The sequence below is a fragment of the Paenibacillus sp. S02 genome, assembly GCF_019454065.1.
GTDB lineage: Bacteria > Bacillota > Bacilli > Paenibacillales > Paenibacillaceae > Paenibacillus > Paenibacillus polymyxa_B.
The window spans coordinates 1,004,775-1,021,062 of sequence record NZ_CP073682.1 but is presented as its reverse complement, the minus strand read 5'-3'; the positions used below and the strand labels follow the sequence as shown (position 1 = coordinate 1,021,062).

Annotated in this window: 14 protein-coding genes and 1 pseudogene; 5 read left to right on the top strand and 10 right to left on the bottom strand. The window is 44.2% G+C overall.

All coding sequences use genetic code 11. From position 1 onward, the window contains the following. The first annotated feature begins 215 nt into the window (after window positions 1-215). Together KAI36_RS04615 and KAI36_RS27655 are read left to right on the top strand one after the other, a co-directional pair. Window positions 216-1,424 (top strand): MFS transporter, encoded by a 1,209-nt coding sequence (locus KAI36_RS04615; RefSeq protein ID WP_220027081.1) that lies wholly within the window; start codon window positions 216-218, stop codon window positions 1,422-1,424. A 111-nt stretch (window positions 1,425-1,535) separates the two neighbouring features. Further along, window positions 1,536-1,757, top strand: a pseudogene (locus tag KAI36_RS27655) (DUF1036 domain-containing protein); the annotation flags it as partial. Window positions 1,758-1,819: 62 nt separating this feature from the next. Here KAI36_RS27655 and KAI36_RS27105 read toward each other — a convergent pair. The 4 genes from KAI36_RS27105 to KAI36_RS04595 form a co-directional block, all read right to left on the bottom strand. Further along, complete coding sequence (locus KAI36_RS27105) at window positions 1,820-2,188, bottom strand: hypothetical protein (RefSeq protein WP_258296077.1); 369 nt, start codon at window positions 2,186-2,188, stop codon at window positions 1,820-1,822. Continuing rightward, window positions 2,176-3,174 (bottom strand): glycosyltransferase, encoded by a 999-nt coding sequence (locus KAI36_RS04605; RefSeq protein ID WP_220027079.1) that lies wholly within the window; start codon window positions 3,172-3,174, stop codon window positions 2,176-2,178. The genes KAI36_RS27105 and KAI36_RS04605 overlap by 13 nt, the downstream gene beginning before the upstream one ends. Before the next feature lie 55 nt (window positions 3,175-3,229). Continuing rightward, window positions 3,230-4,267, bottom strand: a complete 1,038-nt coding sequence (locus tag KAI36_RS04600) for an aminoglycoside phosphotransferase family protein (RefSeq protein WP_220027078.1) — start codon at window positions 4,265-4,267, stop codon at window positions 3,230-3,232. A 138-nt stretch (window positions 4,268-4,405) separates the two neighbouring features. Next, window positions 4,406-5,098, bottom strand: coding sequence for a pectate lyase (locus KAI36_RS04595; RefSeq protein WP_025721306.1), 693 nt, complete (start codon window positions 5,096-5,098; stop codon window positions 4,406-4,408). Between the two features lie 553 nt (window positions 5,099-5,651). On the opposite strand from KAI36_RS04595, the gene KAI36_RS04590 reads away from it, so the two are divergent. Continuing rightward, window positions 5,652-6,224: a shikimate kinase gene (locus tag KAI36_RS04590; protein WP_023987143.1), complete on the top strand. Its 573-nt coding sequence runs from the start codon at window positions 5,652-5,654 to the stop codon at window positions 6,222-6,224. A gap of 104 nt (window positions 6,225-6,328) precedes the next feature. Here the strand turns inward: KAI36_RS04590 and aroD are convergent, their stop codons facing one another. The 3 genes from aroD to KAI36_RS04575 all read right to left on the bottom strand — a co-directional run bounded on the left by aroD (window position 6,329) and on the right by KAI36_RS04575 (window position 9,501). Then, entirely contained in the window at window positions 6,329-7,093 is a 765-nt protein-coding gene (aroD, locus tag KAI36_RS04585) for a type I 3-dehydroquinate dehydratase (RefSeq protein WP_028542038.1), read from the bottom strand. A 103-nt stretch (window positions 7,094-7,196) separates the two neighbouring features. Continuing rightward, complete coding sequence (locus KAI36_RS04580; RefSeq protein ID WP_220027077.1) at window positions 7,197-8,459, bottom strand: MFS transporter; 1,263 nt, start codon at window positions 8,457-8,459, stop codon at window positions 7,197-7,199. Between the two features lie 130 nt (window positions 8,460-8,589). Further along, the gene (locus KAI36_RS04575; RefSeq protein ID WP_220027076.1) at window positions 8,590-9,501 is read right to left on the bottom strand and encodes a LysR family transcriptional regulator; all 912 of its coding nucleotides are present in this window, start codon (window positions 9,499-9,501) and stop codon (window positions 8,590-8,592) included. Between the two features lie 216 nt (window positions 9,502-9,717). Here KAI36_RS04575 and KAI36_RS04570 point away from each other — a divergent pair, with 216 nt between their 5' ends. Then, window positions 9,718-10,908 (top strand): MFS transporter, encoded by a 1,191-nt coding sequence (locus KAI36_RS04570; RefSeq protein ID WP_071639680.1) that lies wholly within the window; start codon window positions 9,718-9,720, stop codon window positions 10,906-10,908. Between the two features lie 29 nt (window positions 10,909-10,937). Then, window positions 10,938-11,828: a shikimate dehydrogenase gene (aroE, locus tag KAI36_RS04565; protein ID WP_220027075.1), complete on the top strand. Its 891-nt coding sequence runs from the start codon at window positions 10,938-10,940 to the stop codon at window positions 11,826-11,828. A gap of 116 nt (window positions 11,829-11,944) precedes the next feature. Here the strand turns inward: aroE and KAI36_RS04560 are convergent, their stop codons facing one another. From KAI36_RS04560 to KAI36_RS04550, 3 genes are all read right to left on the bottom strand, one after another. After that, a complete protein-coding gene (locus KAI36_RS04560; protein WP_220027074.1) occupies window positions 11,945-13,171 on the bottom strand; it encodes an RtcB family protein in 1,227 nt (408 codons plus the stop codon). A 208-nt stretch (window positions 13,172-13,379) separates the two neighbouring features. After that, a complete protein-coding gene (locus KAI36_RS04555) occupies window positions 13,380-14,813 on the bottom strand; it encodes a purple acid phosphatase family protein (RefSeq protein WP_220027073.1) in 1,434 nt (477 codons plus the stop codon). 255 nt (window positions 14,814-15,068) lie between these two features. After that, the gene (locus KAI36_RS04550) at window positions 15,069-16,277 is read right to left on the bottom strand and encodes a M20 family metallopeptidase (RefSeq protein WP_220027072.1); all 1,209 of its coding nucleotides are present in this window, start codon (window positions 16,275-16,277) and stop codon (window positions 15,069-15,071) included. Between the last annotated feature and the right edge of the window lie 11 nt (window positions 16,278-16,288).

The following is a 16,288-nucleotide window of genomic DNA, read 5'->3' as shown; positions in this document are numbered from 1 at the left end:
GTTATATCCTCCTTGGATCGTTCCTTACAGCGTCATTTACGATCTTAATATCACACTACCAAAATAACATACTTGCCTCCTTCCTACCTGCCGCTTTTGTAAATTACATAAAACTTATCAACTTAGTAAGTAAAATTCTTGCAAAATGGGTCGCCAGATATCGCCTGTAATGATATACTCGCATTACTATTTTTTCAGGAGGATACAAGACACTTATGAGTAATCAAGAAAATATGACAGCAAATCGCTTCCCCCCCTCCTTGCTATGGTTGACCCTTGGTGCCTTCGCCATCGGCATGACCGAATTCGTCATTATGGGACTTCTGCCCAATGTAGCCCATGATCTTCATGTCACGATTCCGCAAGCCGGGCAGTTAATCACCAGTTACGCGCTTGGTGTGGCCATTGGCGCACCTGTACTTACTGTATTAACCCATAAGGTTCCGCAGAAAAAGCTGCTATGCCTCCTAATGACTATATTCATTTTAGGTAATCTTTTTTCCGTTATTGCTCCCAATTACGAACTTCTGATTGCGGCCCGTATGGCTACTGCATTATCGCACGGAACCTTTTTGGGAGCCGGTTCCCTGATCGCTGCCCGACTGGTTCGTCCTGACAAACGTGCGGGTGCTATTTCTATGGTGCTGACCGGTTTGACCGTGGCGAACATTATTGGTGTGCCCTTTGGTACCTTTATCGGACAACAACTCGGCTGGCGTGCTTCCTTTGGAGCTATTGTGGTCATCGGCTTGATTTCTCTGTTTGGTATCATTCGTTACATTCCGGTGATTCATCAGGACAAGCCTTCCAGTCTCAAACAAGAAGTCAAAAGCCTGTTTAATCCAAAAGTGCTGCTGATGCTGCTCACAGGTGCAGTCGGTTGTGGTAGCCTGTTCACTGTCTTTACGTACATTACGCCTTTGCTTACGGATATTAGTGGCTTTGCCGAGCATAGCATTACCTGGATTCTCGTCCTGTTTGGCCTAGGGGTAACGATCGGCAACATCGTTGGCGGCAAGCTCGCAGATTGGAAACTGCTTCCATCCCTGATCGCAAACTATGCTGTACTGGCTATTATTTTGGCCATTCTGACATTTACGCTTCAAAACAAGGTATTGGCCGTCATCACAGTCTTTATCTGGGGCATTGCTGCGTTTGGCATCATGCCGGGTATTCAGGTTCGCATCATGAATCTGGCCTATGAGGCTCCTTTGCTTGCCTCTACCTCCAGCCATTCCGCATTAAATCTGGGCAACGCAGGCGGCGCTTTTATCGGGGGAGTCGTTATTAATCAAATGGGGCTCGCCGCTATTCCATGGGTTGCATCGCTAATTACTGTCGGCGGTCTGCTACTCATGTTAGTTAGCTACATTTTGGATCGCAAGACGGCTCATACTGAAGCGATAGCTGAGATACAGTCATAGAATCGTTTAGCAGGTTGGACGTAAACGAATGGTTCATTTTTCATAGATTGAGAGATATTGTCCAGTCTCTTCTTCTACATTCCTCATAGTATGACATTGTAATACAAATTTATGAGGAAAGAAGTGTGTATGATGAGCCTTTTTTTTACAAACAACACGAGTAACACCATCTATGCTGCCTATGCTTATCCTGATTCCGACTGTCATCCCACCAATTATTCTAAAATGGGCTGGTATCGGATAGAACCTGGTGATACGAGAGAAGTATGGAGCGGTTCTGTAGGGGGAACCACATTCTACTATTATGCTGAAGATCACTCCGGAAATACATGGAGCGGTACGTACCGCACACGGCTTCCGAGAAGCACTAGCAGTGATTTTCATTGGTGTTGGAACTATAGCAGCGGATCATCCAGACGAGTGGGGATGCGTAGACTACCCATTGACGATTCTATAGTCAATTTCACTCTCGAGTTCATCACCAGTACAAGTAAAAGCAAACCGGCATCAAAGACAACTCGTACGGCGTTACCTTCCAAATCCGCAGAATCCAGCATTCGCAGAATTCCGAGAAGACCGGTTCGATTTAAAAAAGGAACCCCAGTTCCAGTAAAGTCCAAACGGTAAGTCAATGATGAACCGTAACCCGCATGATGGATATTTTGAATAAAAGTGACCACCTTGCGGGTTATTTTTATTTCACTCTGGACATTCAGACGCTTGTTGCAACCACAGTATTTTGCCTCGCCGTTCAGCTTAACCAATGATCAAAAAAGTCCCGATAGCCCTGCTTCATCACCTGACTTGAAAACTGTTCCATAGCGTATGCCTGATTTTCTGTAGAAACCCGGAGCGGTGAGGCGGCAGCCATATTGACCAGCTCGAACCAGTTTTTCTCATTCCCTGAAAAAGAATGCGTAGAGCTGATATGTCCATAGCAAGGGTGCTCTGGCTTCACGACGATTTTACCCATAGCCAGCGCTTCGGTCAGTGGCATCGCGAACGTATCGAATTTGGAGCAGCTCCAATACACCTTTGCCGTGTTCATCAGTGCAAACACCTCATCTTGCGTCAACGCAAATTGAAGTTTAACATTGTCCGGGATATCGTACTTCTTCATACTTTCCTTGTAGCGTTCACCGCCAAATACCATATAGACATCCTTGTCAGGATTATGCCTCGCATACTCCAGCACCAAATCCGGACGTCGGTTCTCCTCATCTCTACCAATCCACATCACCCGGTTCTCTACCACTTGCGAGGGATCAAAATGCTTTTCCACCAGCCGCTCATTAAATCCGATCGGGATGACTGTCACATCGGTTACGCCAAACTTCGAAGCCATCTCCTGCTTGAGAAAGGCAGTCTGTACGATAGCCTTGTCCACGATCTGATAAAAAGGCTTCATCATCTCATAGCCTGTAAGTGCCGGATCAGGAAAACTATGCGGAAAAAGCACGCTGTTTTTAAAAAACATGTTCAAATAGGTAAAGCCAGATACCGTATAAATAACGTGCTCAATCTGCTGCTCATGGAGTTGGTCCAGTACGACGTCATAGTTGACCAAGTCGCCCTTTTCGTGCTCATAACCCGGAAGCCAGTCATGGCTGCTCACATGGCGCTCTGGTGATACAAATACGATGTCCACCCCCAATTCCAACCCGATCTGCTTCAGACGTTCTGCAAAAATACGTGGACCCTGTGCTTCAGCAAATTGTATTTTTCTCATAACCAAACCGACTTTTTTCATGGATTTATTTCCCTACCTTCTTTTGCTAACTAAATACAGTCTATGTCTTAAGCTACTATCTACATTGTTGGGCTTGTCCCGAATCCATCATCGCTGCACATTGGTTCAAACAGGCTAACGTTTCATCCAACTGGGACTCTAATTGCTCTTTTGACCATTTATCGCCGTTTCTATGCAGGTTCGTTCCAATCCTTTGCAAATCACCTGTGATTAACAACAGCATCCAGAGCGAAAATACCACCGCAAACATGCCATATTCCAGCATAAATGCCGTTCGATCCACTCTTATCCCCAACAGCTCCAGCTGCTCCACGTATGTGTCCAGCATACGAATACGAAATTCGGACGTCATGCGCCGGGGAAACAACGGATGGGACATGTCGATCAGGTGATATACATCCCACAGCGGTGTGTTCAGATGAGCATGCTCCCAATCCAGTACCATAAGCCGTTCCCCGCTCAGCGCATAGTTCCCCGGATGAAGATCACCATGAGACAGTACAAGCTGCTGTGAAAAAGATAAATGCTCCAGCTGTACATACATACGCTGCATCTGTTGCTTAGATAATCCCAGTGAGCTGCAAAGCTTTAACACATCCGGCTTGCGCGTGTATAGCTCGGAAACCATCTCCTGAATGAGTGGCTTTGGTCCTCGCAGCGGCATCCCAGCAAAACGATCCGTCGGCAAAACATGCCACCATGCAACAAGTCCAACAGCTCGCAATAAAGTTTCGTCTGCATGTAGATGATGTAACGGACCAAGGTCCTCAAAAACCATCCATTCTCCTCCGCCATCCGCACCTGCATCAGACCAGGCTAGCAATCGGGGATAGATCGGTGATAACGCAGGAAGCACATGCTCATACACCCATCTCTCCCGCCCCTCCTGATCATCGTTGGTTAGCGGTTTGAATATATAACTTTCAGAGGAAGACACGTAAAAACGTTCCACATGCCGACCATTCGTACCTGTATATAAAATTTCACGATTCCGCACCAGCGTATCATTCAAGGTGCCGTCAACATTCACATATTGATGAAAAGGATTCATAGCCACCCAACTTTTTTGTATAAAATGTAATAGCACGATCATATCACAGTCCTCGTTTCGAACGAAGCCCAGATCATCTTTGGGTAACTCGACGTACCAAAAAAGGGGCTTGTCCAATCAGATCCACACGATCTGTCGGCCAGCCCCTTTTCATATCCGTACTCCTATCCTACTCTCCGATTAATATTTAGTATTACCGGATTCACTCGTATTACTGGATTTAAAGCCTTTGAACAATTGTTTCACATTGTGATAACGAGTGTTCGTAATTTTAGCTTTGCTGTTAGGACCGTCCGATCTCAGAATTGAATCCTTAACGTTGGAAATATCCGAGTTATCCAAAGTCATATTCACTCTAAAAGTAGAGTCTCCCAGCTGACGAACCAGTTTTCCGATATCATCGGCTCTAAAGTTTTTAATGTTAATCGTGCCTTCGGCATTAATTTGGAATACTTTATCGTACGCATGGAACGCTCCACCGCCCGTAATGTTTACCGTGCCTGGTTCTTTAAGCGTCAATGCATCTTCACCTACATCCTCCCATGTTACGTTGGAAATTGTGCCGTTGCCATATACATGCACACCATCCGCAGCAGGGGCAGCGATGATCACATTTTTCAAAGTTGCATTATTTTCAAGTTTGAAAATAGGCTTTTGAGCCTCTTTCTGGCTTCCGTCTCCCAAGGTATCGGGATCAGCTACTACAGTCTTGCCCTTACCATCGTATACTTCTCCGGCTTTAACAAGTATGGTCTTATGAACGACTTCTGGAGCTGCATGAGCAGAATAATTGCCGACAAATAAAGCGACCAACATTCCTGATAAAGCGATACTGATTCCCTTTTTCAATACTTTAGCTGTGTTTGTTTTCATTTCAATTCATCCCTCTCGTAGATATTTTTTTATTGTTCCAATTCTTCGTTGACTAGAACGCGTAGACCGTATCACCACCTTCGCACAATGAACCCATTGACCGATACATGTCTATAAATCATTATTCAACTATTTGCATATGTATACTTGGTTTTTGGTTCAAAGCAATTTTGTCTCCTAATTAATATAAAGCACAAATTGTAAATAGAGCGATTACATTTACAATTTGCATAACTTTATTATAATCATACTTCCAGTAATTTCAATATATTTTCCGCCAAAATATGTCCTTTTTTTCAATTAAGTACACAATATTGCCTCTTTTATACTTGTACAAGTTTATTTTTTGACAATTTACGCATCAAATCGCTGAGTATCTAGTCTCGAATGCGTGCTCTATGTCACTACAATGGTAATCAGAACCTTATTTCGTTCTATACCTCATTTTTGATGTAATCTATACTATTGAATGACACGTTTGATGAACGTATAATGTATTTAGTGCTTTGAAGCGTCACATCTCAACATTACTGGTGAGAAAAGAGTGGTTATGGTGCAAAACAATAGTGAGATTCCATTAAAAGAACAAAATATTGTGCTCATCGGCTTTATGGGTGTAGGCAAAACAACGATCGGTTCCCATCTAGCGCGCAAGCTGTATCGCGATTTCGTGGATATTGACCAGGAGATTGAACGAGAATACAACATGCCAACAACAGAGATTTTCAAAACTTATGGAGAGAAGCGTTTCCGTGAGATTGAAAAAGAGCATATTTTGAAGCTGTGCAGCAACACACGTCTTAAAATCATTTCCGTTGGCGGTGGTGCATTTTTACAGGAAGAGGTGAAGCAAGCTTGTTTGGCTTCATCGATTGTTTTCTTCTTGGATTTAAATTGGGATTCCTGGAAAGATCGGCTCAAGATGCTGATTGACACCCGTCCCAATCTACAAAACAAGACTTTAGGGGAAATTGAGGATCTCTTCCGTTCCAGACAGGACATTTACGCGGTGAATCACTCCAAGATCGATACGGATCAGTTGGATGCGGAAGAAGTCGCAGACTATATTATTCAAACGCTGAATCTAGGTTGGGAGTTGTATGAACCTACTCGGGGATTGAATTAAGAGTTACACAAAAAGGAGGGCTCCAGCATGCTTACCGCATGGGGGCCTTCCTTTTTGGTTCACTGCGGATATATTACTGACTAGCGAGTAATACCATCCATCTTTTAAGAATGGCTATGCAGCACCGTCAATATCTCTCTCAGTTCAGTGACAGGAATCTGCCCCGGAGCGGAAGCTTTCTTAGCAGCACCAAAGGTCAGAGCGGAACCAAACAGTTCTCCGGTCAGGCGGCTCACGACACCTTTCCCTGCCATCGACATCGTAATAATCGGCCGATCTGCATGCTCTTCTGCCATGGTACGAGTGGCATCCAGCAAAGTGAGTACATCGGCTGTATTGGTTGGCATCACTGCTATCTTAGGCAGATCGCCTCCCAATTCCTGCGCCTTACGTAACCGGGACACAATCTCCTCCTTCGACGGCGTCTTATGAAAATCATGATTAGATATAATCACATATACGTTATGCTTATGTGCTGCTTCTACCAGCGTCTTCACATCAGCTTCCTCATTAAAAAGCTCTACATCAATAAGTTCGACTTGCCCCGTTTCGGCTACTGTACGGTTCAATTCCACATAACTCGCTGCACTGATTTCCTTTTCTCCGCCTTCCCGAGCGCTACGGAACGTAAATACGAGCGGAACATTTGCTAAAATAGACCGAATTTCATGTAAGGCAGCTTTAACCTTTTCCAGATCCTCCACATGCTCGAAAAAATCGACTCTCCACTCCACGATATCCAGGTCGAGCGTACGTAAATAAGTGGCCTCTTCCTTCAACTGCTCCAACGTTTCTCCCACCATTGGCACACAAATTTTTGGCGCTCCTTCACCGATCAGAACATCTTTCACCTTTACGATTTTAGCCATCTCTATCTCACTCCCAAATTACATTTTCAAGTCGAACATGTACAATAATTCATAGTATAACGCATTCTGAATAAGCATGCAGATGATTAGGTCCAGTCGTCATTTATTTGGGTTCAAGTACGATTTTAGGGGACAATTTGCGACTTGCTGGAAAAACTAAACTGTACCGAAAATTAACAAACACCGCCAGTACGATCCCTAGCACATTCACAATAATAGCTAGCATAAAAACACTCGATATCTGAGAATGTTTCAAAAGAAAGCCTGTAAACACGGGAATGACCGTGTATGACAGCGAGGTTGCTGTATACACAAACCCGGTAATCTGTCCTTTTCGTTGACTAAAAAATTCACTCATTACGGTTAATGTCAGTTGAAGTACACCTGATATTGAAAACCCGATGACACTCGCACAAATAATGGCCGCAGCCCCTGACTTGAAAAGGAGAAGCGCTCCAAAAGCCAAGAGAGAAATACATGGATAAATAAGAATAATGTGAACAGGTTTAACCCATTTTCTTAACACAATTACTAATACAAACACGGAAATCAGTGAACCGACATTGTAATAAACTAATAATCTGAGAGACTCTGATTGGGTCATACCGATAAACTGTTGTCCAAAAGTAGGCAGCCATAACTGCACAATATAAAGCAAAGTCGGTCCGGTAAATCCGAGCAAGATAAGGCATACCCCTTCCTGCCAAAACCGCGGCTTACTCCGATCATTTGCCTCCAATTTTCCCGCTTGCTCAACGCTCGATACAGAAGTATCACCAACTGGCTCCTTGGGTGACTGAACCCGCATATCTGGAAACTTCATTCTGAACAAGTAGATTGCATTCAAAGTAAATATGAGGGCTGGTAAAAAGAAAGAGAATCCGTAGAAAATGTCGTGATTCATAAAAAAGATAATCATTAACGGTAAAAATGCCGCCCCGATGGATATAAAACCTCTCACCAACACTGTAGCCGAACCAGAGGATTGGGGAAAAGCTTCGATCAGCGCTGGATAAGTACCTGAATCAAGAAAAGAATTCGCTACGCCTGCCAGCACAGCCAGTACGATCGCCATCTCAAAGCTGGGACTCAGCGGTATACCGACCAAGAATACAGCCATTAGTAGCCCTGCTACCACAATAAACGGCTTACGACCATAACGGTCGGAGAGCACCCCGGATATGTACAGGGTAAACAGCCTGCCAAATCCCATCGCAGAAACCAAGAGACTGATGCCCGTCTGATCTGTATGCAAATGCTCTGTTAAAAAGGACATGTGGGACGCCAGCATAATATTAAACATGCCGAACAAAAGATAGTTTACATAAAGGCCTGTCGCCACTGGAAAAGAAGAACGTTTCATCATGAATTCACCTGCTTTTGTAAGTAAGTCTTGTAGTATTAAAAATGTGAATCATTTCACATTACCTGTGTCGATGATGAAGTATAGAACACATTTTAAAATTTATCAAGTTTAAATATTGCGGGACCCCAGCCTAGACGCGCTGATGCGTTTTCAGATAAAACTCCTTGCCGTAGCTTAGTGCAAAGTTCCGAAAGTCCACTACTGCCGGGGATAAATACCTATTTTTGATGCTGGCCAGGTAGATAAAACGCTCGTATTCTGGATTTACAATAGGCAATGTTTTGACGTTAAAATAATCTAACGATGAAATTCGAGGCATAACCCCAATTCCGTAATTGACAGACACCAGCCCTGCCATTGCTGTATCCTCTTCAATCTCGCAAATAATCTGTGGCGTAACGCCCGCTTTGACAAACAAATTCTCAATAATGGGCCGAACTCCACTCTTTTTGTTGAAGAAGATCACCGGATAATCCGCTGTATCCTTGAGATCAATTTGGTCTAGAGTCGCCAGTGGATGATCAGGCGAAACAATGACAACCAGTTCCTGCTGAGCCAACGGAATAAACTCCACATCCGGTACATTTTCCATGTGAGAGCAGAACGCCACATCATAATCTTCCTGCTTCAGCCCCTGGATAATATCGTTCGTATTCCCTTGGTGAAACGAAAAGGAGATATCTTTACGGGCATCCAGAGCTGAAAAGGCTTGAATAATCGCTGGAATGAAGTGTGAGCCTAACGTGTAAATGAACGCCAAATCTATATTTCCATGGCTTGGACTCACTAGCTCCCGTAAATTGTGTTCTCCCTTTTCTAATTCATCCATCGCGTGCTCCACATACTTCAGGAAAAATCGTCCGTATTTGTTTAACCGAATATTTCTCCCCTGCTTCTCAAACAGATGAACTCCCAAATCTTTTTCTAATTCTGAAATCGCATGACTTAAACTGGGCTGTGTAATACATAGTCGCATAGCTGCCTGGGTAAAATGCTCCATCTCCGCAAGTACACGAAAATATTGTAAGTGCTTCAGGTTCATAATTATGTAATCTCCTTCTTTAATTCATATTTTAAATTATAGACCCAAACTATGAAAAACGATAGAAATATGCATTGGATTTATAATAACACTCCTTATATAATAATGACATAGAAAGAATGTGAATAATTTCACTTATCTGTAGGCGTAATGTAATACCGCTGGACGATGCCTACCTAGGCCATTGATCTAAAACTTAAGTTGGGAGTTACACTTATGAAAAATCCTTATATCAGAATGGCAGCAGGGCTTTACATCAACTATTTTCTTCTGGGTATGATCAATGTTATTCTCTCGTCGAATATGAGCTTCCTGACCGTCCAATTGAACACGGATAAAGCAGCCATCGGCTATCTGGTGTCCGCGATTGGGATCGGTAAGTTGCTCGCTCTCGGGGTAGCCGGAAAAATGTCAGACAAATACGGAAGAAAACCACTCATTGTTATTGCATCATTTGCTTATTTAATCTTTCTGATTGGCATTCCGCTTGCACCTAACTATTCGTTGGCATTCGTGTTTGCCATTATCGCAGGGCTTTGCAACTCTATGATGGATTCGGGAACGTATCCTGCATTAATTGAAGGCTTTGGAAAAAAAGCCGGATCTGCAACTGTACTGGTCAAAGCATCCATCTCTATCGGTGCTATTGTGATTCCGTTCATGATTGCATTCTTTATTAATCACGATATGTTCTATGGATATTCCTTCTTTATTCCAGCAGGGATTTATCTGCTGAACGGTATCTTCTTATCGATGACAGCTTTCCCTAACCACAAAGCAGAGGAACAAAAGGCTCCAACCGAGGCTGCCCAATCCACAGATATTTTCCGCAGCGAGCCTAAGTTTTGGCAAGAAGGTTTATCTCTAATTATTATCGGTTTTACTTCTACTGTATTGTTCATGATCGTGCAGCTATGGCTTCCTACCTTTGGACAAGAGGCCCTGGGCATGGACAAAGCCAGTGCCATTAAACTGCTGAGCTACTATAGTATAGGTTCATTGGTTTCCGTTATTCTGTTAGCTGTGGTACTTGGTAGATTCATTAAACCGATTACTGTCATGATTGTATATCCGTTTATTGCTCTGCTTTCTTTGCTAGCTTTAATTACATGGCACAATCCTGTCGCTACTTTGATCAGTTCATTCTTGATCGGCTTGTCTACCGCAGGCATATTCCAAATTGCCCTCACGGTTATGACGGAATTTTTCCGCAAGAACAAAGGCACTACGACTTCTCTCGTGAACATAGCAGCCAGTCTTTCGTTCATCCTGATGCCTCTGGCTACTGGGGGCATGTCCAAAAGTTTGGGAATTACCTCGGTATTCATTCTGGATATTGCGATTGCTGTAGTCAGTATTTTGCTGGCCGTGTTTGTTGCTTATCGATATAAAAAAGTATTTCATTAAACTACACAGATTACTTGGAGGCTTATATTATGAAAAATGCTGGACGTATTGACGGAAGAACACAATTAATCGGACTGCTTGCTACACCAATCGGACACTCTTTATCCCCGGCTATGCATAATCTTGCGTTTGAAAAGCTGGGCCTGAATAACGCTTATATGGCCTTTGAAGTAGGAAATGAACAACTTGAAGAAGTGGTACGGGGGATGCGCGCTCTGAACATACGTGGTTATAACGTGTCCATGCCTAACAAAACAGCTATTTTACAGTACCTTGATGAGCTGGACGACAGCGCTAAATTTACAGGTGCAGTCAACACCGTCGTGAACACAGATGGTAAACTGAAAGGCTATAGTACAGATGGATCTGGTTATGTTCGTAACTTGCGTGAACACGGCATTGACCTGAAAGGTAAGAAAATGACACTTGTCGGCTCTGGCGGCGCAGCTACACCGATTGCTATTGAAGCGGCTCAAGCAGGTCTGGCTGAAATTTCAATCTTTGCCCGTAACGATCAGTTCTTTGCTCGTGCAGAAGAGAATGTCCGTATTATTAATGAAGATATGAAACACACCCAAGTTAAGGCGAATATCTATCCATTGGAAAATCAAGAACAGCTACGTGAAGAGATCCGCACAAGTCATATTCTCGCTAACGGTACAGGTGTTGGTATGAAACCACTGGAAGGCAAAAGTGTGATTGAAGATGTGTCCATGCTTCGTTCCGACCTGATCATAACCGATGTAGTGTACAGCCCAGCTAAATCCAAGCTGATGGAACAAGCCGAATCCGTAGGTGCAACTGCCATTAACGGTCTGGGCATGATGCTGTGGCAGGGCGCATTGGCCTTCGAACTGTGGACAGCTCAAGAAATGCCAGTCGCTTATATTAAAGAACAGCTTTTTGCTGATAAGCTGTAAACATAAAGCTACTAACAAACGTATCAAGCAATGAATTCCTTCTATTATATACTCATTTATGTACTCAAAAGACTATGCTTGGCAAATGAACACTTCTACCGGGCATAGTCTTTTTATTAATCCTTATAAGGGTCAAATTCATTAGCCCCAGCCATGCATACCCCAATAGGCTTCAGTTCATGCATAACCTCCACGGTCTCGGAATGAGCGTCCAGTACCTCGCGAAGTTTACGGTAGACGAACGGGCTTTCATCTGTACCAGCTCCGCGCAGCTCGACACCATAGTTCCGAACGGCCTCCTTCATTTGTACATCCGTGATTTGTCCACCACACCGTGTGCGGGTTTTCCAATTCATTTTACCGGCTGCCTGGGTACGACTCATAATACGACCTGCCCCATGAACTGTACTATAGTAGGAATCCCGATTTTCTACCGTATCTTTTCCGCGTACAATCACCGAAATATCGCCCATGCTTCCTCCAATAAAGCCCATCTGGCCAGGTGCCGAGGGAGTAGCGCCTTTGCGGACCACAATGGTGTCACGCCCATCATGCTGTTCTTTCCATGCGTAATTATGGTGGTTATGCACAGTAAAGTCCGCTTCAGTCCCTATAATACCAAGCACTTGTTCTATCACGTAGTCACGTCCCGCATACGCATAGCGTCCAGCAAGGCGCATCGCACGGTAGTACATGTCCCCCAGCTCACTGTTCATATCCAGCAGCACAGGCGGCTGATCCATATGCTCTCCCGGCGCCTTTCCGAGGAACTCTCGTCCAGCAGCTAAGTTTAGAAACCCACTTGCTGTTTTATGCCCAAAGCCCCGGCTACCGAAATGATTGGCAATCCAGACCTGCCCTGTCGCTTCCTCCACGAATACATCAACAAAATGATTGCCACTCCCTACTGTACCCAGCTGTTCTCTCGCCAAGGACTTCAGTTTGTCATGTTCTTGTTTCCCAATCGCTGCATATACTGCCCAATCCGGGTCATCGAACAGCTCATGGTCTACCTGAATCGCATTCACACGGCCTACGCCAAACGAAATATGACGTGCAATCTCATCCATCACAGCTGAAATACGCGGCATAATATCTGCTGCAAACAGCTTGGTTCTTACTGCCTTATTCCCGCAACCGATATCATACCCGACACCTGAAGGCGAAATTTGTCCGTCATACACCATCACACCGCCAATCGGCTGACTGTAGCCTTTATGATGATCTGCCATCAGCAGCGCTTGAATCACATTACCGTTTTCGGCACATGTACGAGCTTGAGATAATGCCCCTGGATCAGGTGCTCCCCATACTCGTACTCCATTGATTTCTTGATAAGCCATCGTCGTTTCATCCTCCTGTAAGTCACTCCATGTTTCAACTTGTAAAGTCGTTAATTGCATTATGTACGTTTCACCAGCTTCCGAACAGGGCGTAAGTATTACAAGTACAATAGTAGATATCCCCTAAGAAAATGAAAAAGGATACCCATGCAGCCAAACAGACTGTAGGATATCCTTTTATGATCATTTAGAAACTATTAAATCAATTTTACTGATATTTTTTGATGATTCCGAATTGATCCACAATAAACGGTTTAGCATCATTTTTGTTTTGATCAATTTCGTACGTTACGGCTGTAAGTTTATTTTCGTCTACAGTGATGCCAACAAAATTCTGTACTTGTCCTCGTGTGGGTCTACGATTGTCACTCGGATCTGGGCCATATACTGCCGCATGATTCTCTTCAGCTAGTTCAAAGAGATTATAATACTTATCTCCAAGTTTTTCGCTTGGATTCTTGTAGTAGACTTTGGGGCCAGCGGTTGCTGGGATGACATAAATACTTCCATCTGGATTCACACTATATTCAATCGTCTTATCATTTAATGTATCTTTTACTTTTGTTGGCGTTATTGCTTTACCCTCTTGGTTGATTGGTTTCGTACGAGCATAAATATGATCGTGCCCTTGCACAACAAAGTCGATATCTAGCTCGGCCATTAATGGTGCGATCTGGTTACGAACTCCGTTATTATCTATGATGTCAGAGTCTGTTGCATGATTAGAGGTAGTGTAGGGACCTTTATGAATGTTAACAATGATCCACTTTGCACCTGCCCTTTTGGCTGCCGCAGCATCTTTCTTTAACCATTCAACTTGATCTTCAGAAAAATTGGCATATTTCTCTGAGTCCTCATTGGAGTTCAGTACGATAAAGTGAGCATTGCTGTAATCAAAGGAGTAGTATGCTCCTGTTTTAGTAGCAGAACCAGCTGGTTCATTAATATTAAAGTGATCATAAAAAGCGTAGTTCTCATCCTCGTGATTACCTGCTGAAGGAACAATGGTTGTATTCAAAAGACTTTTTTGTGAATGTCCCAACAACCAGTCCCACTGCTCTTCTTTGGTACCGGTGTCTACGATATCTCCGTTGTGGACTACAAACTGAGCATTACCTACAGTTTGAAGTGCTTTTTCGAGCGTCTGTGAAGACAATATGGCTTCATCTTCGCTTTTTGCTTGAGTATCAGCTAGATCAATGAAGGTAAATTCACCGCTCTTAGGAGCCGTTTGAAACGTACCTGTTTCGCTCCATATCCCGCGCGCTGCATCACCCACACGATAATAATAAGTTGTGTTCGCTTGAAGACCTGTAGCTACGGCTTTATGGACAAGCTCTTCTGCAGAATTGGTCGATGGAGAAGAAGCGCCTACGAATGCGATAGCTTTCGTAAAATCAGCTTCAGAAGCCGTTTTCTTTATTACTTGAACAGTGCTGTTCGTGAGAAGTTTTGAAGTGTACCAGGTAAACCCTTTGGAGCCTTTTGTGTCTCCATAAAATGTAGCTGTAACTTTACTAATACCATCTGTGTTCCCTGGTGATTCAGCATAGACAGGCAAAGCAGACGGACCAGTAATCAAACCTAGCATAAGAGCAATAGACATAGATGTTACTGACCATTTTTGAAACTTCTTAAACATGTGTACACTCCTCTTTGCAGTTAATATGTAAAAGTTATAACTATAATCATAACAATCAAATGTTAATACGTTGTTTTTGGAAATATAGTACTTTGTAAAAATGAGGTTATGAGTGACCTAGCGATTGAGGAGCAAGGATAGCAGCTTATAAGAAAATGAAAAAGGATATCCATGCAGCCAAACAGACTGTAGGATATCCTCTTCAACTATAACACTCGTATTAGACGGCTCTGCTACGCCATGTGAGGACTTGGCTTACTGTGCCGCTGAATGCGTACGCTTAAAATCTTCCTTCACCGCAACCAGCAGTGTTTCATTCACCAGTAGCTCCAAGCCTGACAAGGCTAGCGCCTTGGCTCCAATCACTAAGGCTTCCTCACCCTTCTCAGAGCCAGCCGCTTCCCTGAATTCCACCGTATGAGCGATGAGATCATCTGGACCGATCTTAATGTAAGCATGTGCAGTCGGGATAACATGGCTTACATTTCCCGCATCCGTCGAACCCAGTCCGGCACGAGGGCCACGATCCAGCTGTTCTCCCAGCGCTTCCAGTTCACGACCTACTACCTCATCCAGGGTATCGTTCAGAATGAAATCACGCACTTCATTTTGAAAACGTTCGATTTTCACAGTGGCTCCTGTTGCCAAAGCAGCAGCATCTGCGATATGGCGAACTTTCGTGGAAACCTCCTCTGTGCGCTGCCAAGTACTTGCCCGAATGAAAAAGCGTGCCGACGCATAGTCCGGAATGATATTGGGCGCGTCTCCTCCATGCGTGATGATGCCATGAATACGCACATCGGTCGGCAGTTGCTGACGCAAAGCATTGATACCGCTGAACAACTGTAGCACCGCATCGAGCGCATTGATTCCCTGCTCTGGTGATCCTGCGGCATGAGCCGCTTTGCCGTGAAAATGGAAATCTAGCGGATCAACTGCCAGACTTGGTGAGGTCAGCCGGGTCACACCGGATGGATGAACCATCAGTGCAGCATCAATCCCTTCGAACAGCCCGTGCTTCACGAAGCTGCCTTTTGCACTGCCATTAGGACCGCCTTCTTCCGCTGGTGTACCGAACACATACACCTCACCTCCCGTTTCGTCGATCACCTGCGCCAAGGCGATGGCTGCTGCCGTGCTTGCGGTTCCGATAATATTGTGGCCACAAGCATGGCCCAGACCGGGCAATGCATCATATTCAGCCAAGTATCCGATTTTCGGACCTGGTCTAGCAGAAGCCTTACGGGCAACAAATCCGGTTTCGTGTCCCGCTACATTACGAGTTACCTTAAACCCCGCTTGCTCCAAAATACCCGTCAGTGCCTGGGAAGCTTGAAATTCTTGATTGCCGATTTCGGGATTAGCATGAATAAACCGGCTCGTTTCCGTGTAAAGCTGACGAGACTCCTCAATTTCCTTAATAATCCGCTGTCTATGTGTATCGACCGTATTCGTTGTACTCATCGCAATCTCTC